Annotated in this window: 19 protein-coding genes and 1 pseudogene; 14 read left to right on the top strand and 6 right to left on the bottom strand. The window is 43.6% G+C overall.

All coding sequences use genetic code 11. The features are described 5' to 3' along the window. Positions 1 to 8: 8 nt before the first annotated feature. Entirely contained in the window at positions 9 to 1,715 is a 1,707-nt protein-coding gene (locus tag ACQKMP_RS23310) for a methyl-accepting chemotaxis protein (RefSeq protein WP_042185106.1), read from the top strand. 74 nt (positions 1,716 to 1,789) lie between these two features. Here the strand turns inward: ACQKMP_RS23310 and qoxD are convergent, their stop codons facing one another. From qoxD to qoxA, 4 genes are read right to left on the bottom strand one after another with little or no spacing between them, the layout of a single operon-like run. Then, entirely contained in the window at positions 1,790 to 2,083 is a 294-nt protein-coding gene (gene qoxD, locus ACQKMP_RS23315) for a cytochrome aa3 quinol oxidase subunit IV (protein ID WP_179281646.1), read from the bottom strand. Between the two features lies 1 nt (position 2,084). Next, positions 2,085 to 2,681 carry a cytochrome aa3 quinol oxidase subunit III gene (qoxC, locus tag ACQKMP_RS23320; RefSeq protein ID WP_076283869.1) on the bottom strand — a complete coding sequence of 199 codons (597 nt, stop codon included), beginning with the start codon at positions 2,679 to 2,681 and terminating at the stop codon, positions 2,085 to 2,087. Next, on the bottom strand, positions 2,678 to 4,621 hold the full coding sequence (qoxB, locus tag ACQKMP_RS23325) for a cytochrome aa3 quinol oxidase subunit I (RefSeq protein WP_042185110.1): 1,944 nt from the start codon (positions 4,619 to 4,621) through the stop codon (positions 2,678 to 2,680). The genes qoxC and qoxB overlap by 4 nt, the downstream gene beginning before the upstream one ends. A 38-nt stretch (positions 4,622 to 4,659) precedes the next feature. After that, a complete protein-coding gene (gene qoxA, locus ACQKMP_RS23330; RefSeq protein WP_094871516.1) occupies positions 4,660 to 5,655 on the bottom strand; it encodes a cytochrome aa3 quinol oxidase subunit II in 996 nt (331 codons plus the stop codon). Positions 5,656 to 6,139: 484 nt separating this feature from the next. Between qoxA and ACQKMP_RS23335 the strand changes: the two genes are divergently transcribed. From ACQKMP_RS23335 to ACQKMP_RS23390, 12 genes are all read left to right on the top strand, one after another. Then, entirely contained in the window at positions 6,140 to 7,258 is a 1,119-nt protein-coding gene (locus ACQKMP_RS23335; protein ID WP_052404162.1) for a polysaccharide deacetylase, read from the top strand. 211 nt (positions 7,259 to 7,469) lie between these two features. Next, a complete protein-coding gene (locus ACQKMP_RS23340) occupies positions 7,470 to 8,240 on the top strand; it encodes an amino acid ABC transporter substrate-binding protein (protein ID WP_042185114.1) in 771 nt (256 codons plus the stop codon). A 29-nt stretch (positions 8,241 to 8,269) separates the two neighbouring features. After that, positions 8,270 to 8,929 (top strand): amino acid ABC transporter permease, encoded by a 660-nt coding sequence (locus ACQKMP_RS23345; RefSeq protein ID WP_042185116.1) that lies wholly within the window; start codon positions 8,270 to 8,272, stop codon positions 8,927 to 8,929. A 15-nt stretch (positions 8,930 to 8,944) separates the two neighbouring features. After that, on the top strand, positions 8,945 to 9,697 hold the full coding sequence (locus tag ACQKMP_RS23350; RefSeq protein ID WP_427471287.1) for an amino acid ABC transporter ATP-binding protein: 753 nt from the start codon (positions 8,945 to 8,947) through the stop codon (positions 9,695 to 9,697). A 168-nt stretch (positions 9,698 to 9,865) separates the two neighbouring features. Beyond that, on the top strand, positions 9,866 to 10,255 hold the full coding sequence (locus ACQKMP_RS23355; RefSeq protein ID WP_076283874.1) for a GntR family transcriptional regulator: 390 nt from the start codon (positions 9,866 to 9,868) through the stop codon (positions 10,253 to 10,255). Continuing rightward, positions 10,248 to 11,150 carry an ABC transporter ATP-binding protein gene (locus ACQKMP_RS23360; protein ID WP_042185122.1) on the top strand — a complete coding sequence of 301 codons (903 nt, stop codon included), beginning with the start codon at positions 10,248 to 10,250 and terminating at the stop codon, positions 11,148 to 11,150. Before ACQKMP_RS23355 ends, ACQKMP_RS23360 begins: the two co-directional genes overlap by 8 nt. Then, complete coding sequence (locus tag ACQKMP_RS23365) at positions 11,125 to 13,149, top strand: hypothetical protein (RefSeq protein ID WP_427471290.1); 2,025 nt, start codon at positions 11,125 to 11,127, stop codon at positions 13,147 to 13,149. Before ACQKMP_RS23360 ends, ACQKMP_RS23365 begins: the two co-directional genes overlap by 26 nt. Before the next feature lie 367 nt (positions 13,150 to 13,516). Beyond that, positions 13,517 to 14,320, top strand: a complete 804-nt coding sequence (locus ACQKMP_RS23370; RefSeq protein ID WP_427471291.1) for a nucleotidyltransferase domain-containing protein — start codon at positions 13,517 to 13,519, stop codon at positions 14,318 to 14,320. Between the two features lie 42 nt (positions 14,321 to 14,362). Continuing rightward, complete coding sequence (locus ACQKMP_RS23375; RefSeq protein WP_427471292.1) at positions 14,363 to 15,745, top strand: 3' terminal RNA ribose 2'-O-methyltransferase Hen1; 1,383 nt, start codon at positions 14,363 to 14,365, stop codon at positions 15,743 to 15,745. Further along, positions 15,745 to 18,366, top strand: coding sequence for a polynucleotide kinase-phosphatase (locus ACQKMP_RS23380; RefSeq protein ID WP_427471294.1), 2,622 nt, complete (start codon positions 15,745 to 15,747; stop codon positions 18,364 to 18,366). Before ACQKMP_RS23375 ends, ACQKMP_RS23380 begins: the two co-directional genes overlap by 1 nt. 42 nt (positions 18,367 to 18,408) lie before the next feature. Beyond that, complete coding sequence (locus tag ACQKMP_RS23385) at positions 18,409 to 18,966, top strand: RNA 2'-phosphotransferase (RefSeq protein ID WP_427471295.1); 558 nt, start codon at positions 18,409 to 18,411, stop codon at positions 18,964 to 18,966. A 35-nt stretch (positions 18,967 to 19,001) separates the two neighbouring features. Further along, positions 19,002 to 19,523, top strand: a complete 522-nt coding sequence (locus ACQKMP_RS23390) for a mismatch-specific DNA-glycosylase (protein ID WP_427471296.1) — start codon at positions 19,002 to 19,004, stop codon at positions 19,521 to 19,523. A gap of 157 nt (positions 19,524 to 19,680) precedes the next feature. Here the strand turns inward: ACQKMP_RS23390 and ACQKMP_RS23395 are convergent, their stop codons facing one another. Continuing rightward, positions 19,681 to 20,616, bottom strand: a complete 936-nt coding sequence (locus ACQKMP_RS23395) for an MraY family glycosyltransferase (RefSeq protein WP_042124401.1) — start codon at positions 20,614 to 20,616, stop codon at positions 19,681 to 19,683. A gap of 168 nt (positions 20,617 to 20,784) precedes the next feature. Here ACQKMP_RS23395 and ACQKMP_RS23400 point away from each other — a divergent pair, with 168 nt between their 5' ends. Continuing rightward, complete coding sequence (locus ACQKMP_RS23400; protein WP_042185133.1) at positions 20,785 to 21,486, top strand: YjjG family noncanonical pyrimidine nucleotidase; 702 nt, start codon at positions 20,785 to 20,787, stop codon at positions 21,484 to 21,486. A 58-nt stretch (positions 21,487 to 21,544) separates the two neighbouring features. Here the strand turns inward: ACQKMP_RS23400 and ACQKMP_RS23405 are convergent. Next, positions 21,545 to 22,522 (bottom strand): annotated as a pseudogene (locus ACQKMP_RS23405) (ring-cleaving dioxygenase). Positions 22,523 to 22,638: the final 116 nt, after the last annotated feature.

Raw genomic sequence — 22,638 nt, forward strand, 5'->3', positions numbered from 1 at the left:
GAGTGCAGATGAAGAATATGAAAGTGAAATTCAAAATTGGGATTCTATTGGTATTTTCTGTAGTCATGTTGAACATTGTGGGGGTAACTGGCTTTATCACCATGGACAAAATGGCTCAAAAAACAACAGAGACGTATAATGAAAACTTGTTGCCTGTTTCTTACGTGGGACAAATGCGTACAAACAATCGGGCCATTGAAGCTTTTCTCTTGGAGCGCTTGATGAGCGTTGATGTAAACAAGAACAAACAACTGAAAGAGAGCATTACGGAGAAAGTTCAGGAAAATAATAATCTTTTGAACAAGTTGAAGACCGTCCAGTACAATGATAGTGCGGTAGTGAATAAAATAAAGGAATATGAGTCCTCCTTAACAGACTATCGTGCACAAAGAGATAATATTATTCAGGTTGCGGATAGCAAAGGTAGTCAAGAGGCCTTTCAAGTATTCACAGGTGAGTTTAGTAATTCTCGTGAGAAAATGATCAATATGCTTAAAGGAATAAGCGATTCGCTGCTAAAGGGAGCTGGAGATCATAATTCAGAGTCTACGGCTACCGCTAAGAGCATGAAGACTAAAAGTATAGTGTTGATATCGTTCTCTTGGATCATTTGTATCGTGCTTAGTGTTGCAATCATTCGACTGATTACGAAACCTCTTAAGGAACTGCAAGGTTTAATGAAGCGGGCGGAAAATGGGGATTTAACCGTCACAGCAACATATACCGCTAAGGATGAAATCGGCCAAATTAATAGCTCATTTAACAATATGCTGGAGAGCTTACGGAAGATGATGCAAGGCATTGCGGAGAGTGCAGAATTGTTATCAGCCTCATCGCAAGAGATGAGCGCTAGTGCTGAGCAGACCTCGTTGGCTTCGCAAATGATCGCCGAAGCTTCTGGAGAGATTGCAGCGGGGTTTGATGAACAGACGGAAAGCATTAATCGTACTTCTCAGTCTATACAAGCTATGACCAATAATATTTCGGCCGTAGAAAGTAGCAGTTTTGAAATGTCCGATCTTATGGGAGTCGCTTCTGGTTCAACAGATCAAGGGGTAATCGCCGTAGATAACATCATTGAACAGATGAAGGAAATCGACTCCGGCGTAACTCAGAGCCAAGAGATTATTAGTAACCTTGGGCAGCTGTCTCAGGATATAAATACAATTATTACTACGATTAACGGAATTGCAACACAGACGAACCTGCTGGCGCTTAATGCTTCTATTGAAGCAGCGAGAGCTGGAGAACATGGACGTGGCTTTGCTGTAGTTGCCGGAGAAATTCGGGGTCTTGCAGAAGCGACGCGAAACAGTTCACTGAAAGTAACGGATATTATTACGCATATTCAAAAGCAAACTGAAAGAGCAGTAGAATCAATGGCTTTCGGCTCCGAGCTAGTCTCTCACGGCGTAGCTCAAAGTCAGCTCGTATCTCAAGCGTTTCATGAGATTCAAAGTTCTATTAAAGAAGCTACGCTGCAGACGGAAGAGATTAGAGAGGCGGTTGCACATGTCTCCTTAGAGTCACAAGGTGTAGCGGCAGCAATGGAACAGGTCAATGCAATATCCAATAAAGGGGCAGTGGGTGTTCAGGACACCAGCGCAGCTAGTCAGCAGCAACTGTCTGCTATGGAGGAAATGTCCGCATCAGCTCAGTATTTAGCGGTGCTGGCGGAAGATCTGCAGAAGACTTTAGCGCGATTTAAATTATAACGCGAAATGAAAAAAAGGACGTCCCAGAGCCATTTAGGCTTTGGAGACGTCCTTTTGTGTGTTATTGAATGGAGTTAAGCATACCAGCCCCATACGAAGATGAAGAGCGTACCAAAGATCGTAACTAAGCCAACGAATAAGGCATAGGCGATATTGATGTAGAGTTCTTTCTTGGTATCAGCTGATTCTCCAATATGCATGAACAGGAAGAGCTGCAGGGAAGCCTGAATGAGCGCTGTAATAAGCAGGATAGCCATGTTCGCACTATTAGATAGATCAAGGTAGATTACAGCAAGTGCAGCCACAGAAAGGACAAGAGAGGCTAAGAAACCCATCACATGGCGAATTGGAAACAGTTGCTTCATCATGCTACATCAGTCCTTTCAGATAGACGAAACTGAAAATAAAGATCCAGACAACGTCCAAGAAATGCCAGTACAGCGAGAAGATAAAGGATTTATTGGCCGTAGCCGGAGTAATACCTTGACGCTTCAACTGGATTAAGATAGCCGCACCCCACAGGAACCCGAACGATACGTGAGCTCCGTGTGTTCCCAGCAGTACAAAGAGACTGGATAGGAATCCGCTGGTTTGAAGTGTAGCCCCTTCGTGAACATAAGTGACAAACTCCATGATTTCAATACCAAGGAAGCCGAGACCCATTAGTAGGGTTAGTCCGAAAAAGACCATCATAGCTTTCTGGTAACCATGCCGCATAGCATGAACTGCAAGACCGATCGTAAATGAGCTTGTCAACAGCAGTAATGTTTCGATCATCACGGGACCAATTTCAAAAAGGTCCGGCCCGCTAGGGCCGCTGGCAAAACGGTCTACCATTACAAAGTAAACAGTGAACAACGTAGCGAACAGTGCAATCTCTGCTCCTAGAAAGACCCAGAAGCCAAAGATTTTATTACTATTCTCTTCTGTTGAGTATTCAAGCGGCTTAGACGCATCTATTTTCATATTGTCTCACCCCGCAATTTCTTTTCAGTAGCAATAACTTCTTCTGCAGGGATGTAGAATCCATGATCCCGATCGAAGGACATAGCAGCTAGAACGATGAGGATACCTACTCCAGAGAGAATGGCTGGAATCCAGAGACTGAATACCAGAGAGAATCCTGCAATGAAGAAGATAACACCCAGAATAAATGGTTTGCCTGAATTGCTAGGCATATGAATCTTAGTAATCTTATCTTCGTATAGAGGTACGTTGTCTTGTTTAGAGAACCAGTAGGCATCGCGTGTTTTTACGGTTGGAACCACTGCGAAGTTGTAAGCTGGAATCGGACTTTTCGTTGCCCACTCCAGTGTACGTGCATCCCATGGATCTCCATTTGTATCTCTTGGTTCATAACGTGTACTCCAGTAGATGTTATACACCAGAATTACAAATCCGACTGTAAGACCTATCGCCCCTATGAACGAGACCATACTGAGCGGACCAAATCCGGTATCCGCAGAATAAGTGTATTGTCGACGTGTCATTCCCTTAAGTCCGAGAAGGAACAGTGGGAAGAACGATACGTTAAAGGAAATAATAATCCACCAGAAGGCATGTTTACCAAGACGTTCGTTCAAACGGAAGCCGAATACTTTAGGGAACCAGTAGTGGAAACCTGCGATAACGGCGAATACAGCACCTGGAATGAGAACGTAGTGGAAATGTGCTACCAGGAACATTGTATTATGGTACTGATAATCGGCGCTGGCCATGGCCAGCATGACACCTGTTACCCCACCAATCGTAAAGATCGGGATAAAGGCAAGCGAATATAGCATCGGCGTCGTAAATGATATTCGCCCTTTTCGTAAGGTGAATAGCCAGTTAAATATTTTCACACCTGTTGGAACGGCAATGGCCATAGTAGTAATCGAGAAGAAACTGTTAACCATAGCGCCTTGACCCATTGTATAGAAATGGTGAGCCCATACTAAGAAGGACAAGAGGGAGATGATCAACATACTAAAGACCATGGATGTATATCCATACAGGTTCTTTTTGGAGAAGGTGGCGATAATTTCACTATAAATACCGAAGGCAGGTAGTACAACGATATATACTTCTGGATGTCCCCATACCCAGAAAAGGTTGGCCCATAACATATCCATACCGCCGTTGGCCATCGTGAAGAATTGAGAGCCGAATAACCGGTCGAACATCATCAAAGCGAGCGCAACCGTAAGCACTGGGAAAGCGAATACGATAATTACGTTCGTGATTAGCACGGACCATGTAAACATTGGCATTTTCATCAGCTTCATACCAGGAGCACGCATCTTCAGAATCGTTACAATAAAGTTAACGCCTGTGAGGAGTGTACCGATACCTGATATTTGTAGAGCGAGCGAGTAGTAGTTGTTACCCACCGTTGGGCTGAACTCTATACTTGCTAGTGGGAAGTATGCAGACCAACCAGCATCTGGTGATCCCCCGATAACAAACGAAATGTTAAGCAGCATTGCTCCGAAGAAGAAGAGCCAGAAGCTGACAGCGTTAAGACGTGGGAAGGCAACGTCTCTGGCACCGATTTGTAGCGGTACGATAACGTTCATCAGACCGATAATAAACGGCATGGCCATAAAGAGGATCATGATCAAGCCGTGTGTTGTAAATACCTCGTTGTAATGCTGTGCGTCAAGAAATTTCATGTCTGGGGCTGCAGTTTGCAGCTTCATCATAATAGCGTCAACGCCGCCGCGGAAAAGCATTAGTAGCGCAGCAAGGATATACATAACCCCGATACGTTTGTGGTCAACGGTAGTTAACCATTCGCGCCATAAATATCCCCATTTTTTAAAATAGGTTAGGCCGACGATAATCCCGATTGTAGCTAAAACAATACTTGCCATAGCCCCGTAAATCAGGGGTTCGCCATGGACCTTAAATTTATCCCAATCCATTAGGAATCGCTCCTTTCAAGTTGCTCAATTAACATGGACTAATGTCCTTCATGTGTAGTGCTCTGTTCATCCAGTTCTGGATTAGGTTCACTGTTAAATTCTGTCTCGCTAGATGGTGCAGGAGACGGATGAATTTCTTTATTATCCTGATGTTCCATAGTTCCATTATCCATATCCATTTCTTTGCCATTATTACTCATATGGTCGCCATGGTCTCCTGGAGGAGGGCTAAAGGATAAGTGAGTGTTGGTGTATGTTTTGCGTCCGACATATTCCATTTTCAAAAGATTTTTGAATTCGTCTTCGGTTAATGGACCTGCTGTTTCTTTAACGTCTTTTACCCATTCTTGATAGTCCTTATCAGTCATCGCAAGGGCTTCGAACTCCATGTGGGCAAAACCCTTACCATTAAAGTTCGCATTTCTTCCGGTATAAGAACCTACAGTATCCGCTGAAAGATGCAGAGTGGTAAGCATGTCACTCATCGCATATTTCTGTCCTCCCAATTGAGGGATCCAGAGACTTGAGATCGTACCGAAAGAGTACAATCTGAACTCAACAGCGCGGTGAACTGGAATGTTCACGTAGTTTACGGTTTCAATACCTTCCTCAGGATAGCTGAAATGCCATTTCCAGTTGGAGGAGGAAGCGTAGATTACAAGCGGTTTCTGATCTTTATAATCCGCTGCAACGTTTTCTACATCTACTGTCGTTTTGACAGTGACCACGGAGAGGAATGCCACGATAATAATCGGGATTGTAATCCAGATGGCCTCCAACCATTTGTTTCCTTCCTCGTGAGGAGGAATATAATCTTCGTTACTTTTCTTAGCGCGGTACTTCAAAAGTACAAAGACATATAAGATGTAGACAACTGCTAGAACACCGAGCATCACAACAATGGAGAGGATGATCGTGTCAGACAGAGTTCTCGCAGCCGGCCCCTTCGGATTCAGAACAGCGATTGAACTGCATCCTGGCAAGAGTAAAATTAGGCTGAGAAATAAAGCGTATAACGGTCCCTTTTTGTTCATGCTTAAGCTCCTTCCTTCAATACTTCTATTAATTAACCCTCATCATTACCTTCATATATAGTAAGAACTAATGAGAAAGAAAGCAAAAGACTTATTTTTCCATCTAAGCCATAATAGACCTTAATAATGGCGATCAAGTTAAATATGTGTGATCAATTTGTTACAAGTTCCTAATGATATGATAAAGATCACTGTAGCCACGCTGATTAATGGTTATTTATTTCTGTTCAAACTTTGTTCAATAATTTACTAAAGTTGCTAATTTGGACACATCTATTTTGTGCAAAAGGATTGGAATTTAACCATTTATTGTTGGTGTGACAGGATTTGGCCGAAATCCGTATTTGATGAATTTTGTCGAAATATCTGCAAGCCTTAAAAAGGGTAACAAATTATTCTGTATTAAGTTACAATCTCTCAAATTTCTATCTATTAATCTATGATAATGTTATAGGTAAATATACGAGATGGGAGATTTTTTGAGATGTTTAAAAAGAAAGTGTGGCTATTATTTATAGTATTATTCGTATGTACGGGCTTGGTACGAGAGATAGATACAGTGAATGCTGCGGGTGCAGGATCCCTAAAATTAGGGGTGAACGATAAATTAACTAAAATTGATGCAGTGTCGATAAAGGATACATATTATGTTTCGCTGCGTGACTTGTCACTAGCACTGAATCTGAATCTTACCCTTGAGGGTGTTGGTATTCATGTTCAAGGGAACAACGGTTCCATTGAACTGCTGAATGATCACGCAACAGCTCTTCTCCCTAATGGAAAGACTATCCCGCTGAAAACATTTGTGGAAAATGGTAGAACGATGGTTCCTGTGAAGATGACCTCTCATCTTGGATTTTCAATTTCGTTTAAGCCAGCTCAATCTTTATTAAGAGTGTATAATTCCGGGGCTAAATTAGACGATGCTGCATTCGTGAATCAACATAAAAAGGATTTGCAACAAAATGTAACTACAGGGACGACAGGCACAAAGGGGAAAGTTGTATATCTTAGCTTTGATGATGGCCCATCCGCTACAACCTCCCAACTACTTGATATCTTGGCGAAGTATGATGCGAAGGCAACCTTCTTCATGTTAGGAAATAACATGAACGCACACGCGTCTCAAGTGAAACGCTTAGTGAAAGATGGACATGCACCTGCTTTGCACGGCATGACACATGTGAAAGATAAATTTTATGCTTCTCCAGCTTCTGCGTTGAAAGAGATGAATGACGATAATGCAATTCTGAAGAAGATTACAGGTCAAAGTACAACGCTGATTCGTACACCTTATGGTAGTAAGCCTTATTTAACAAAAGCTTATAGAGATAAGATACTAACTCAAGGGTACCATCTGTGGGATTGGAACGTTGACTCTGAGGATTGGAGATATAAGAACGATAGTAATTCCATCTATAATACGGTTATGAGAGAAGTTCATAGTCTGAAGAAGAGCAGCCCAGTGATTCTAATGCATGATCAAAAGGCTACACTTAAAGTTCTTCCACGCATCCTAGAGGCGCTGAAGAAAGAAGGCTATGCGTTTCATATTATTACTTCGGATATGGAGCCTAACAATTTTTGGAACGATAAGCGCTAAATCTGATAGTGGAATTAAATCATTCATATTGTTGAGGCGGCAGATTTGATCTGTCGTCTTTTTTTTGTTGTCTGAAATCTTTGTAGATTTGACACATGTAGACTTCTCTAATCTATCGACGTAGTTAATTTGTCATGTTATCATGATACTCTGATAACGTATTAGCGAACTAAAGCACACAGCACTGTGTCAACGATGGGGGATAAAAGAGATGAAGAAAAATGCACTTTTAGTTTTATTTATGATCATGGTTATTGCAGCTTTATCAGGCTGTTCGTCTTCTGGGAGCAAGGATGGAAAGCTGGTGATTGGGATTGATGATAAGTTCGCTCCGATGGGCTTTAGAGATGAGAATAATGAAATTGTTGGGTTTGATATCGACTATGCAAGAGCTGCAGCTGAGAAAATGGGCAAAGAAATCACTTTTCAGCCTATTGACTGGTCAGCTAAGGAGTCAGAACTGAATAGTGGGCGCATTGATATGATTTGGAATGGTTATACCATCACAGATGAACGTAAGGAAAAGGTGTTATTCACTAAGCCTTATCTTGAGAATAGTCAGGTAGTAGTCGTATTAGCGGATTCCACTATTTCAAAGCTTGAGGATTTGGCGGGTAAAGAGGTAGGACTTCAAAGTCTATCCTCCGCTGCCGATGCTTTAAATGCTAATCCGATTAAAGACCAAATTGCTAATCTGTCGGAATTTCCTGATAATGTGCTAGCGCTCACAGATTTGAAGACTAAGCGCCTGGACGGTGTAGTCATTGATGAAGTGGTAGCCAGATATTATATGTCAAAAGAGCCTAATACCTTTAAGCTACTAGATGAATCGCTTGCTCCTGAGCAGTACGGTATTGGAATTAAGAAAGGCAATGAGGCACTACTGGAAGAACTTCAAAAGGCTTTAGATGAAATGAACAACGACGGAACGGCTGAGAAGATCTCCACGAAGTGGTTTGGTGAGAATAAGGTATTGAAATAGAAGGTCAATATACAGAGTTTATTGGAGAAATGAAAATGGATTATATAATACAAATTTCCGGGCCGATGTTAGAAGGCGCGCGTACAACTATTTTATTGTTTCTTATTGTTATTTTGGTGTCGATTCCGCTCGGGTTCCTAGTCACTTTGATGGCGAAGAGTGTGATCAAGCCCGTGGCTTGGATTGCACATACCTATATCTATGTCATGCGGGGAACACCACTTTTACTGCAATTGTTATTTTTTTGCTTTGGTTTACCACAGATTCCGGTGATCGGGGAATATCTGGTCATGGACCGCTTCGTTGCGGCGAGTCTTGGGTTTATTCTTAACTATGGGGCTTATTTCGCGGAGATCTTCCGTGGGGGTATGCTCTCCATTGATAAAGGGCAGCATGAAGCAGCCAAAGTACTCGGACTGAGTAAATGGCAAACGCTGCGCAAGGTAATTCTAGCGCAAATGTTTAGGGTAGCTTTGCCAGCCGTGGCAAACGAATCGATTTCCTTGGTCAAAGATACGGCTCTACTGTATGCCGTTGCTGTACCTGAGCTACTGAACTATGCCAAAACAGCAGTGAATCGAGACTTTACTGTAACCCCCTTTGTAGTGGCGGGAGTGATTTACTTACTGATGACGCTGGTGCTCACTTTATTCTTCAAAGCACTGGAGAAACGTTTTAAATTCGAGTAGAGGGACTGTCTGAATATGAGTAACATGATAGAAGTAAGTGATTTACAGAAATCCTTCGGCAAATTGGATGTGTTGAAGAAGGTTAGTTTCAATATCCAGGCGGGAGAAGCCGTCGCTGTTATCGGGCCTTCAGGTTCAGGTAAGAGTACGATGCTGCGTAGTCTAGTACATCTAGAGGAAATTACGGGTGGAAGCATCTTCATCCAAGGTAAGCCGCTCGTGGAGAATGGAAAATACGCTAGTGTAGCAAGTATTCGTGAGATCACAGCGTCCATGGGAATGGTATTTCAACACTTTAACCTATTTCCACATTTAACGGTGCGAGGCAATCTAGAGCTAGCTCCAAGGATGTTGAAACGGGAGAGCGTGAAGGAGATTACGGCTAGAAGTGAGAACTTACTTTCTAAGGTAGGACTTGCTGAAAAAGCGGATGTGTATCCTGCAAAGCTGTCGGGTGGACAAAAGCAACGGGTTGCTATTGCGAGAGCATTAATGCTCAATCCTGATATTCTATTGTTCGATGAACCCACTTCCGCGCTTGATCCTGAACTCACGGGCGAGGTACTACGCGTCATCCGTCAACTTGCTGAGGAGAATATGACGATGATTGTTGTCACTCATGAGATGAACTTTGCTCGTGATGTGGCTGATCGTGTGATTTTCATGGACAACGGTGAGATTACGGAGTCTGGAACACCAGAGCAGATTTTTGATCATCCACAGCAGGAGCGCACTCGAATTTTTCTGAATCAAGAGACGAGAGTATGAATACCGCCTCAGGCTAATAAAGTGTCTATTTATGAGAAAAAGTCCCCACAGTTTTTTATAACTGTGGGGGTTTTTGCGTTGACATAAAGATTAAACTGTACTAATAATAGTAGTACAGTTAATACACATCATCATGAACTAAGGGAAGACAGTGAAAGGAGGATGGTTATGTTCGAATTGGACGTTCGCAGTCGCAAGCCGATTTATGAGCAGCTGACCGATAAGGTCAAGGAGATGATTTTACATGGTATTTTGCAGACTGATGAACAACTGCCTTCGGTAAGGACATTATCCCAGCAGCTAACCGTGAATCCCAATACGATTCAGAAGGCTTACCGTGAATTGGAACGTGAGGGGTATATCTATTCACTGCAGGGGAAAGGGAGTTTTGTAGCCCCAATGAAAAAAGAACAGAATGAGATTAAAAAAGCCGAAGTACGTGCTGAGTTGCTTAGACTGATGGCGGAAGCGGTATACCTTGGGTTCACCGCAGCTGAGATTAGTTCATTGTATGAGCAAGTGGAGAAGCAGAGAGAAGGAGGGAAAAGTGATGATTGAGATTCGAGGCGTCAGTAAGTTATTTCAAGGGGAGAAGGCAGTCGACGATATCTCTTTAACAGTACGTAAAGGGACGATTTATGGGCTGCTCGGCTCTAATGGCGCGGGTAAAACTACGCTGCTGAAAACCTTGGCAGGCATTTACTCTCCAGATAAGGGAACCGTGAAGGTGGAGGGTGAAGCGGTATTCGAACACCCGACGACTAAGCAACGGGTTATTTTTATGCCGGATTCTCCGTACTTTTTCCCGCAATCCACCATGCTGCAAATGGCAGCCTTCTATCGCTCGATCTATCCGAGTTGGAATCAGAAGCGTTTTGAAGATTTGGGGACCGTCTTTCAGCTCGATAAGAAGCGGAAGCTTAGTCGTTTCTCCAAAGGGATGCAGCGGCAAGCGTCATTCTGGTTATGTTTAAGCTGTATGCCAGATGTGCTTATTATGGATGAGCCGATTGACGGGTTAGATCCGGTAATGCGACGCCAGATCAAAAACCTGCTATTTCAGGAGGTTGCTGAACGCGAGCTGACGGTAATCATTTCTTCACATAATCTTCGTGAGATCGAAGATCTGTGTGATCATGTTGGGATTATGCATGGTGGGAAGATGCTGATTGAGAAGGACCTGGATGATCTTAAGGCGGATACACATAAGATTCAAGTGGCCTTCCGAGATGAACGGCATGAAATTCCGTTAGCAGCGAAGCTGCAAATATTACATCAAGAACGCCGGGGGAGCGTGAACCTCTACATAGTAAAAGGGGATCGTGAGCGAATTAAAGCGGCTTTTCAAGTGTACGAGCCATACGTATTCGATTTGCTTCCATTAACGCTAGAAGAGATCTTTATTTATGAAATGGGGGATGTCGGATATGACGCGCAGCCGATACTACTTTAATAGCAGTATTATTCGCCAGAACTTCCGCCAGCATGGCTGGATAGGGATTATATATGCACTTGGCCTAATGTTCGCACTTCCATTGCAGCTGTTCATGAGTATCGATCCAAATGCAAAACCGCAGGAAATCGATCATTTATTCCGCATCTCTGGTAATGTGCAAGCATTGTTTATTATTACGATCCCTGTTGCTGCTGGACTCTTTTTATTCCGATATCTTCAGGCAAAATCTCCATCAGATCTATGGCATAGCCTGCCTTTACGCAGAGAGCATTTATTTACGGCTCATCTGACAAGTGGACTTACCTTACTGTTGGTGCCGGTTTGGTTAACTGCAGGGGTGGTTGCGGTTGTTAAGCGATGGAGTGGTAATTTTTATATTTTTCAGGGCGCAGATATTTGGCAATGGTGCATCACAGTTAGTATTCTAACTTTGTTCCTCTTCTGCTTTAGTGTTTTTGTGGGAATATGCACGGGCCAATCTATTCTTCAGGGAATTATCATTTATATTTTGCTTATTCTTCCTGTTGTACTGATTTCATTAATCAATAGCCATTTAGTCATGTATCTTTATGGTTATGCAAATGCAAATGTAAACTTCCGAGATTCTAGTTTGCAGATGTGGTCTCCGTTTGTTCATATCGTGTATTATTTTACCGGCAAACCATTCACCAATACAGAATTATGGATTTATGGGGTATTGGCACTTCTATTTATTGGGTTGTCCTATCTATTATACCGTAAACGAAATACGGAAAAAGCGGGTCAGGCTATTGCTTTTGGATATTTCAACCCGCTGTTTAAAGCAGGATTTATGTTATGTACTATGCTTATTTCCGGGAATTATTTTGCGCAAATGAAGCAACAGCAAATGGGCTGGGTGATTAGTGGTTATGCCATCGGAGCCATTATCGGTTATGTTGCAGCGGAAATGATTATTCGGAAAACATGGCAGATTATGACGCGTAAAGTGTTAGCAGAGTTTGCGGTTTATGCAGTAATGCTGGGGTTACTTCTGTATATCCCGATATCAAGTGTTACCGGGTATGAAGCTAGAGTACCATCCGGTGATAAGATTAGTGGTGTGTATATGGGATCTAACTACCGTTGGTATACCCCCACGGATGATTTGTACACTACTACACCCTATATGGGGCAGGACCCTTTTTCCGATGATAAAGATTATATAGAAGCTGTCCGTAAACTTCATCAAGCGGTAATTGCGGTACGTCCAGAACATACCTCACAACAATACGCTTATGAATATTTTACCATCGCCTATCAATTGGAGAACGGTCACAAGCTAGTGAGGGAATACTGGATCCCTAATAAGGGGTTTGAATCAGAGCTCAAGGCGGTTAAGGATACCGAAGCTTACAAGTATGAAAAGTATAATTTAGCTCTCTTAGACAAAGACCTGGATTATATGTGGGTTACTAACAGGAATAAAAAAGTAGCCATCTCTGATCCTCAGGAAATTTCAGAGCTAAAGGAGATTATCAAACGCGAAATTTCGAATATGTCCTACGAAGTACAGATAGATAAGGACGGAAAACCTGATGTGGCTAATATCCAAGTAGAGGTAAAGGTAAAAGAGAACAGTAATCAAATTTCTACAGATTATGGTTATTATTTTCCGTGGAAGTCTTCTTTCCATGAGCTTGAAAAGTGGATGAACGAAAAAGGCTATGCCGATAAAATACGAATAACAGCTGAAGATATCCAATCGGCAGAGATTGTAAAAGACGACTTTATGGATAAGCAAACAGCTAAGAATCCTACGAGTCCTGAACAAAGATTAGTGCTTGCACGTGAAAAGAATCTTACAGTTGTTACGAAGGATAAGGCACTATTAACGGATATTTTAGATCATCGTTTCAATTATGGAGTTGAGAATGGCAACTACATTGTGAAGCTGCTGTATAAGGAGGGTTATAGTGATTTCGTTATGTTAAAAGCGTCCGATATGACGCCTGAATTGAAAGTATTACTGAAATAAGCTAAGAATAAGGTTAGTAAAAGATTACAGAAAAAGAGTACTGGTTGACAGAAACTGGATAGTTGGATTATGCTTTTGGAGATAGGTTAAGGATGAAATGGTACTGAATAAAATATAATTTGACTTGGGGGTAAGGACAGATGAATAACAATATGAATAATCAGCCATCGTATAATGCTTATCCATATTTGCGTCCATCTGTTACCTTGGCTTACAGGTCAGCCTTAGAATCAGTGTATTCATTTCCGGTGAATCAACAACGCTATATTAACCGGTAAGGAGTTCTGTATTTAGGTGAAGCCCGGCCATGGACGATGGAGTCCATGGTCTTTTTTGCATATTTAGAAGGTTTAAGGGAGGGGTTAATATGTCGGAAATACATCAATCGATCATTCAGCAGCTTCGGACCATTGAATCTGAAGAACAAGTCCGCATTTTGTATGCGTGTGAATCGGGGAGCCGGGCTTGGGGATTTCCATCCAAAGATAGTGATTATGATGTTAGATTCCTATACATACGGAGACCTGAGGCGTATTTATCTATTTTTGAGCACAGGGATGTAATAGAACGGCCGATCAGTGACATGCTTGATATTAACGGTTGGGACTTGAAGAAGGGGCTTAATCTATTTCGGAAATCTAATCCGCCTCTGCTGGAATGGTTAGAATCACCGATTCGCTATGAAGAAAAATACGCTGTAGCCGAAAGTATCCGTGAACTCTCGCCACAAAGCTTTTCGCCAAAATCATGCATTTACCACTATTTGAACATGGCGCGAGGAAATTACCGGGATTATCTGCAAGGCAGTGAGGTTAAAATCAAGAAATATTTTTACGTATTAAGACCACTCTTAGCATGCGCTTGGATTGAAAAATACAACGAAGTGCCGCCGCTCGATTTTAATGTGCTTGTACAGGATTTGATTCCACAAGATTCAGAATTACAGGGAGCTGTGCAGAGCCTGTTATTTCGTAAAATGTCCGGTGATGAACTAAATCTGGAGCCGCGCTTGGATGTTATCAATATTTATTTGGAGGAGAGAATTGCTCATTACGAGGCGGTTGCTTCTGCTTTTGAACAGAGTGTTGGTGTTATGGATGAAGCGTTAGATGTCTTGTTCCGATCAGCACTGATAGAGGTCTGGGGAGAAACGGGGCAATGGAACTGGTAAGTTCACAATTCAATAATTGTTAATTAAGGAGAGATAAAGCTTATGCATTTGATTATCAAGGCGACGGGGTCAGGAGCAGGGATGTTGTCCCATCTGCTGGCTAAAAACCCACATAATTTATATGACAGGAGCGATAAAGAAGCTAGAGTGCGTATAGTATTCACTGCAGCTTCCGACGAAGAGACAGAGGCCTTTATCTATGTCACACCAGATCCAATAGCTCTAGTTAAAGGAAATACAGCTCATAATGACATCACACAATATATTAACGATCGGGAGTTTGTTACGAGCAGCCGGTTCTGCTCTTATATCCGTCCAGCGCTAGGTACAGCTCTTAATGGAAAGCCTAAGGAAGTATTTTTGCCTTGGGTAGATCACAAATTTCAATTGGAGCTGTCCTTTGGCCCAGTAGCATCGAACCTGCCTGATCACACGATTGAGGAACTGTTTCATGTACTTGGCTACGAGCTTGAGCTTGAAAGAGGAGATGCAGTGTATTCTTTTGATTTAAAAAGCCGCAGTTCTGCACGATACATTAGGCTGCGGGGAGAACAGACGCTGCAAAGGGCCCTTCGTCAACTGTTCATTCTGATTCCGGCATTAGATGATGATAAGCATTATTTTATCAGTGATGATGAGATTGAAAAAATCAGGCGTTATGGCGAAGGCTGGTTGGATAGTCATCCGTTGCGTGCGTTAATTCTCAAGCGGTCACTACGATTTGCTAATCTTATTAAGCAATTTGATGGTGAGGAATCCACCCCTTCTTCTGAAAAAGTGGCTGTTACTCCTGCTGAGCTTTCAGCTGAGCCTAAAATTAGATTAAATGATCTGCGGTATGCGGCGATTGCAGAAACAGTAGAAGGGTTGGCTTTCAAGAGTAGTATTGTTGATTTTGGTTCCGGCGAAGGGAAACTTTCGGCAAGGCTCGGAAGTGTGCCGGGCGTTAAGCAGATCTGGGCGGTTGAGCCTTCCGCAAACGCACAGCTACGCGCAATAGACCGCTTCTCGAAGCTTGAAGACCGAGAAGGAGTTACCGTGCCGACGCCTGTTACAGGTTCTTTGTTCTACTTCGATGAATCGCTGCGGAACAAGGATATTATGATTCTATGTGAGGTTATTGAGCATATCGACGAATATAGGCTGGCTCGAGTGATGGAGACTATTCTGGCGGAATATAGTCCTAAGGTATTGATCCTGACTACACCGAACAAGGAGTATAACGAGGTGTATGAGATGGAAGCGGAAGAAATGCGGCATAGTGATCACCGTTTTGAATGGGGACGAGCAGAGTTTTCCGAGTGGTGTATGCGCTGGACGAGCTCCTTTGATTATTCGGTTGATTTTAAAGGAATTGGCGAGGGTTCTGACGCTTTTGGATACCCGACGCAGATGGCGATATTTACGAAGGAGGGAGCATTGTAATGACTACAGAAGAGCAAAAAGAAAAGCAGCGAACCATTCTTTTTCCGCATGCAGGAATTATTGTATTGGTGGGTCCCTCCAATAGCGGCAAAAGCACTTTACTGCGTAGATTAGTAGATGAAGGCACGTTGTTGCAGACAGAAATCGTCTCATCGGATGATTTCCGTAGCATGCTTGGCGACACTGATTTTATGGATTGGAAGAATCGCCCCCGCGAAGAAGCAGATATTATTTTTAATGATTATCAGTTGCTCTCAAGTCTAGCCTTTGAAGCAATGAATTCAGTCATTGCCATGCGCTGCCGACTTGGAAAACTGACGGTGGTGGATGCTACACATCTGCAAGAGGAATACCGTAAGCAATATTTAGATTTAGCAGATAAGTATAATGTTCCATGTATGGCTTGGGTGCTCGATGTTCCAGAGGAAACGCTGCTGGAGCGGGATGTACAGCGTGAGCATCCACGAGGACGCCAGCGGGTCAATCAACAATATGGACAGTTCAAGCGTTCGCTACGGAGTGTTAAGGACGAGGGCTTTGCCTCGACTTATTTTTTGAAAAATACGGAGTCAGTACTTTTTGAACGTAAGCAGAACCCGCTTTGGGTTGAAATCGATAAAGGACTTGATATAATCGGCGACATTCATGGTTGTTATGAAGAGATGATCGAGCTACTCGAAAGATTGGAATATAAGGAAGACGAGCAAGGGTTGTACAGACACCCCGAGAGTAGGCAGTTAATTTCTGTGGGGGATGTGATGAGCCGGGGCCCGGAATCGCTGAAGACGATGAGGTTTTGGAAAAAGCATGTAGATGCTGGAATTGCCCGCATGATCGACAGCAACCATGGCTGGAAAATCGCCCGCTACCTGGATGGCCGCAAAGTTACATTAAGTCACGGAGACGAGAATATCGCCGCCGAGCTGGAGGCATTTGCGCTAGAAGCAGGCGATGAGGAAGCAAAAAGGCTTAGGGATGAACTTAAACAGTTTCTGTTGTCCGCGCCTAGCCACTTGTTGTTTGGCCGCAATGGCGTGCGGCGGGTCGTAGTTACCCATGCCGGCATTCGCGATGAATTTATCGGCAAGCAGTCCAAACGGATTCAGGACTTCTGCCGATATGGGGACACTGATGGAATGGATGGCAAGGGTGCACCTGTAAGGAAAGAATGGTATGTCGAACACGAATCTGGAGAGATTATCGTCTGGGGGCATGATCCTAGACCTTTTCCAACCGTGGTGAAAAATACAGTGAACATCGACCAAGGCGCTGTATTTGGTGGATCTTTAACTGCGTACCGTTACCCTGAAGGGAAATTCGTTAGTGTTAGAGCGAAACGCGATTATGCAGGTGATCCCGACAGTCCGTTAATTCGTTGGGAGCGGGGAAGATTCTCACCACCTAACCTGCGCAAATTCGTGGAGGGCTACTCAGTCCAGTCTGACCTTTACGGTGAGATAACGGTGCGCGGAGAGTTCGTTAAAACGGCTATAGACACGGTCTCCCACTTTACGGTTCCACTAGAGGAACTGGTATATATTCCACCGACCATGAGTCCGCCGCCTTCAGTGTCTATAGATGAGAACTATCTGGAGCATCCGCGTGAAGCTTTTGCTTATTTCCGTGCACAAGGTGTGAAGACAATGATCGCGGAGAAAAAACATATGGGCAGCCGGGCCATCCTATTGTTATTCCGGGATGAAGAGGCGGCATTATCGTATGTGGGCAGGCCGTCGTTAGGCACGATTTATACACGTACAGGCCGAGCTTTTTTTGACAGGGATACTGAATCTGAAGTGTTACGTAGGCTGAACGCGGATCTCGTGCAGGCGAATTATTTTGCGAAAAATAACACGGATTTGCTGCTCCTAGATGCGGAGATCGTACCGTGGAACTTGAAAGCGCGTGAGCTGATTTCCTCCCAATATGCACATGTGGCTGAAGCTGCACTGTTAGATCGTGAGCATCTTTTGGAGAAGCTGCGTGAGGCTGAAAGATCAGGGCGAGATGTTACCTCGTGGATACAGGAAATGGAGGAGAAGCTCCAGAATGCTCATCTTTTTAAGGAAGCTTTCCAAAAGTATTGCTGGGACGTTAGTGGATTAGAGGGGATTAAGATTGCTCCCTTCCACACGCTTGCGCATAGCGGACAAACTTTCTTTGAGCACAGCCATCTTTGGCATATGGAGCATAATCGTGAACTAGCGGAGTTGTCACCTTTATTTATGGAGACTGAATACCGCACGGTTTGTAATGAAGCGGACGAGGAACAGATAATCCGTTGGTGGGAAGAGATGACGGAGGATGGGCATGAAGGGATTGTTATCAAACCGGAAACATTTATAACACGTAATGGAGATAAACTGGTTCAGCCTGCACTCAAGGTGAGAGGGCGTAAATATCTGCATATTATCTATGGAATAGATTATTTACAGCCGGACAATCTTGTACGCCTCAAGCAGCGCAAAACAAGCAAAAAAGAGCGAAATGCCTTAATGGAATGTGCGCTTAGCCGGGAATCGGTGGAACGTTTTATTCGTAAAGAGCCGATAGAACGCGTACATGAATGTGTGCTTGCTGCGCTGTCTTTGGAGTCTGATCCTGTAGATCCACGGCTGTAGAAAATAGAATAGCAATGAGTTATGAATTGAGGTAGAAATATAATGTTAAGCAGTGCTACAGAAGTGTCGTTAAGTAAATTTATGACTAAATTGCTCCGGCATACTCCAGAGCAGTATGGCCTTATTTTGGATCCTGAGGATGGTTCCTGTACGTTGGACGATTTGTTGTCCGTGCTTGTGAAAGCTCCTAGATGGTCTGAGGTGACTGTGGGAGATATTCAGCAAGTGGTTGCAAGCTGCGAGAAGCAACGATTTGAAATCAATGGAGATCGAATCAAAGCTCGGTACGGGCATAGTCATACCAAAATTTCCTATGATCCGGGAACTCCGCCATCTACGCTTTATCACGGAACTCATACTGGCGTTCTCTCAGTTATTTTAGAAGAGGGACTCCAATCAATGGGACGCCAATATGTTCATTTATCCGAAGGGACACATTTTGCCAGTCTGGCCGGAAGCCGCAGAGGGAAATTGATTCTACTGACTGTTGATACGATTAGCGCTGGTCAAATGGGTGTAACTTTTTATTGTGCGGGTAATGAGGTATGGCTGGCGGACCCAATTCCGGCTTCCTGTCTTAATGTGTATACCCCATTGTAGAATTAGAACAACGTTTGGTTAGGAGGCATACTCACATGGATGGAATTTCAGATCACCTAGATCACGGATTACAGATTGTATTTATTGGTTTTAACCCGAGTATTCGTTCAGGTGAAGTGGGGCACCATTACGCGAATCCACGAAATAATTTCTGGAGAATCTTGCACAATTCAGGACTTACTCCTCGGCTATACGACGCGTCTGAGGACGGGGAACTACTTAAGCTGGGTTATGGTTTTACGAATATTGTTTCCAGGCCTACACGCGGAATCGACGATATTACCCGTGAGGAATATAATGAGGGCCGCGAATTGCTTCGCTCCAAGCTGGAATTGTATCGCCCACAGGTCGCCTGTTTTGTAGGAAAAGGTGTATATACAGAGTTTAGCCGTAGGACTAAAGCAAACTGGGGATTTCAAGGGGATGTACCTCCGAAGGTAGACGGTGTACGTGAATTTATAGCTCCCTCTTCCAGTGGATTAGTGAGGATGCCTATGGAGGAGATCATAGGGATTTACCGTAGGTTAGCCGAGTTTACGCAAGAAAGCGACAGATGAGATGATGTGTTTGGCTGCAGAGTTATGGGCCTGAAGAAGTATGAACTTCAAACAAGAAACGAGCAAGTTTCCAGATTGGAAACTTGCTCGTTTTTATTACTTCAATGGACTAGCTGATGCGATTGTTCCTGTACGATACTAATCCGCAAATAATACATCAAGTCTCGATCAACAACAGAATGATAGAGGATAAGGATAGACAAACGCTGATCAAGCATAACACGGCAACGACTTGCTTCTGGCTCAAACCTGCACGAAGCAGGCGGTAATGAGCCTGGGTAGCGTCGGCCTGATAAATGGACTTGCCTTGGATAAAGCGTTTGACGACGACAAAAATATTGTCGAAGATCGGAACGCCCAGCGCCAGAATCGGGATGAACAGCGACAGGGCCGTAGCTTGCTTAAACGCACCGTCGAGTGCGATTACCGCAAGGATGAAACCTAGAAAGGTAGCCCCGGCGTCGCCCATAAAGATTTTGGCGGGCGGTTTGTTATAGCGTAGATAAGCAATGGTGACACCGACGAGTGCAATCGCCATAATCGCAGAAGAGGATTGCCCCTTAGTTAATGCGACAATAAATAGTGTTATGGCCGAAATAGCAGTTAAGGCGCCAGCCAAACCATCCATACCATCCGAGAAATTAATGACAGTGGTTACGCCGAAGATCCAGATAATCGTCAATAGAAACTGTAATACAACGGGTAGAACGATATAATCCCCTGAGAAGGGGTTGTAGAAGCCTGTAAATGCGTTGCCGGAAAGATAAACAAGAACAGCCGCACTAACCTGCACAATCATTTTGGGCAGTGCCGGGAAATCCTTACCTTTTGTTTTGTACCAATCATCTATGGTGCCTATGGTCAGCAGCAGTACGCCCCCTGCAAACAGCGCGACGGTTTCCATGGAGAATTCACGGGCAAATACCAGATAGGTAATGAAAAATCCAATGAATATGGCGTAACTGGCCGTAAGCGGTATAGGCTCTCTATGAATTTTACGCTCAACGTCTTGACGAGGCTTGTCCACAAAATCAAGTCGGAAAGCTAGTCTGCCGAGCGGCGGAATTAGAAAGTAGACGATAGAAAAAGACATTAGAAACGATAAAACGTATAATATGACGCTCACCACCGTTTTCTTTTTAAAATAACACAATTCGCTTAAAACTACCTTAAAAAAGTAAATTTTTGTCGTCTGACTGATAAGTTGACTTGATTGTATCACTGTAGTACCTTTTTGAGAAAAGAGTTTTGGGGGATATTTATGAAATACGACGTTATTTTATTCGATGCTGACGATACACTGTTTGATTACGGAATGGCAGAAAGTCACGCGTTATCTAACGCATTTCTACATGTTGGGATGCCCACAGGTGCTGAGGATTATGCTGCCAGTTATCAGGAAATTAATCATGCGCTGTGGCGGGATTTGGAGCAGGGGAAGATTAGTTCTGCGGCATTACGCGTGGAACGGTTTAATCGGTTATTCGCTGCGAATGCGCTGGAGCTAGATCCTGAGGCGTTTAGTGAAGCATATCTACGTTTCTTAGGCGAGGGAACCTTTCTGATCCAGGGAGCGATCGAGCTGTGCGAGGAGCTTGCCGGCTGTCGATTAGCGATCATTACGAACGGAATTAAAGAAGTGCAAACTTCCAGAATCCAAGGATCACCGCTTAGTGAAACATTTGAGCAGATCATTATTTCAGAGGAGGCTGGTTGTCAGAAGCCGGAGACAGGGATTTTTGATTATGCTTTTGCCAAATTGGGGATTTCGGATAAGGAAAAAGTACTGATTGTAGGGGACTCCTTAACCTCTGATATTCAAGGCGGAATCAATTATGGGATCGATACTTGCTGGTTTAACCCGCTCGGTAAAGAGAATACGTCGGGTGTTCAACCGAAATACGAAATTCGAGTTCTGTCGGAGCTCTTAGACATTGTAGGCAAGACAACGGATCTTCAATAAAAAATAAGGTGTGAGCGCATCAGCGCCTCACACCTTTTATTAAGTGAGCTGAAGAATCTTATTGCCGAGTATCCAGCGGCTTCAGATAAGCTTCGATTTGCTGGCGTTTCGATTCCAGAAATGGTGGCAGTGCAAGAGATTCGCCCAAATTTTCCATTGGCTCATCTGTTGCAAAGCCTGGCCCGTCTGTAGCTAGCTCAAAAAGAATGCCGTTAGGCTCGCGGAAATAAAGAGAGCGGAAGTAGAAACGATCCACGAATCCGGAGTTAGGAAGCTGAGCTGTGCGTATATGCTCGACCCATTGCTTCAATTCCTCCTCGTTATCCACGCGGAATGCGACATGGTGCACACCACCTCGTCCTAAATGTTCCTGCTCTAGATCATTGCGTTCCTCTAGGTGAACCTCTGCACCTGATCCGCCTTCTCCAGTCTCAAATACAATCACATCTGGCTGGCCCGCAATGGTTGAAGGATAAGTGCCTTTGCGGCGGAAGCCAAGCAATTGCTCCAGTACAACCGCCGTATGCTCTGCACTTTCTACTGTAAGATGTGCGGGACCTAGACCAACAATCCCATATTCAGCAGGTACCTGGCTTTTAGCCTAAGGGATGCCACCGGCAACACCATTATCATTTTCGTCGGATACTAGAATGAAACGTTGCCCTTCGTGATCACGGAAGGCTAAAGCCTGGCGGCCACCGATGGTTTGAATCGTTTCATGCTCTACGTTAAGCTCGGTGAAACGCTGCTCCCAATAGGTAAGTGCAGCATCATTTGGCACTCGAAGGGAGAGCGCGGAGATGCTGTTATTGCCTGCACGGTTGCGGCCCGCCATCGGGAGTTCGAAGAAAGTTAATTCGGTTCCGGGATTACCCTTCTCATCACCATAGAATAAATGATACACTGAAATATCATCCTGGTTTACTGTCTTTTTAATGAGACGCAGTCCAAGTACTTCGGTATAGAACCTAAAGTTTTCTTGCGCTTTACCTGTAATTGCGGATACGTGATGTAGTCCTTTTAATGTTAATGTCATGTGTAATTACCTCCGTGTTAATGCTAAATGTGAGTAAGTTATATTGTGATCTTTAAAAGATTTAGTGAGTATTATTAAGTTGCTATAATTTTAATAGTAAAATACGATTTTTGCAA

Source organism: Paenibacillus sp. NPDC101420 (assembly GCF_050277435.1).
Taxonomy (GTDB): domain Bacteria; phylum Bacillota; class Bacilli; order Paenibacillales; family Paenibacillaceae; genus Paenibacillus_AQ.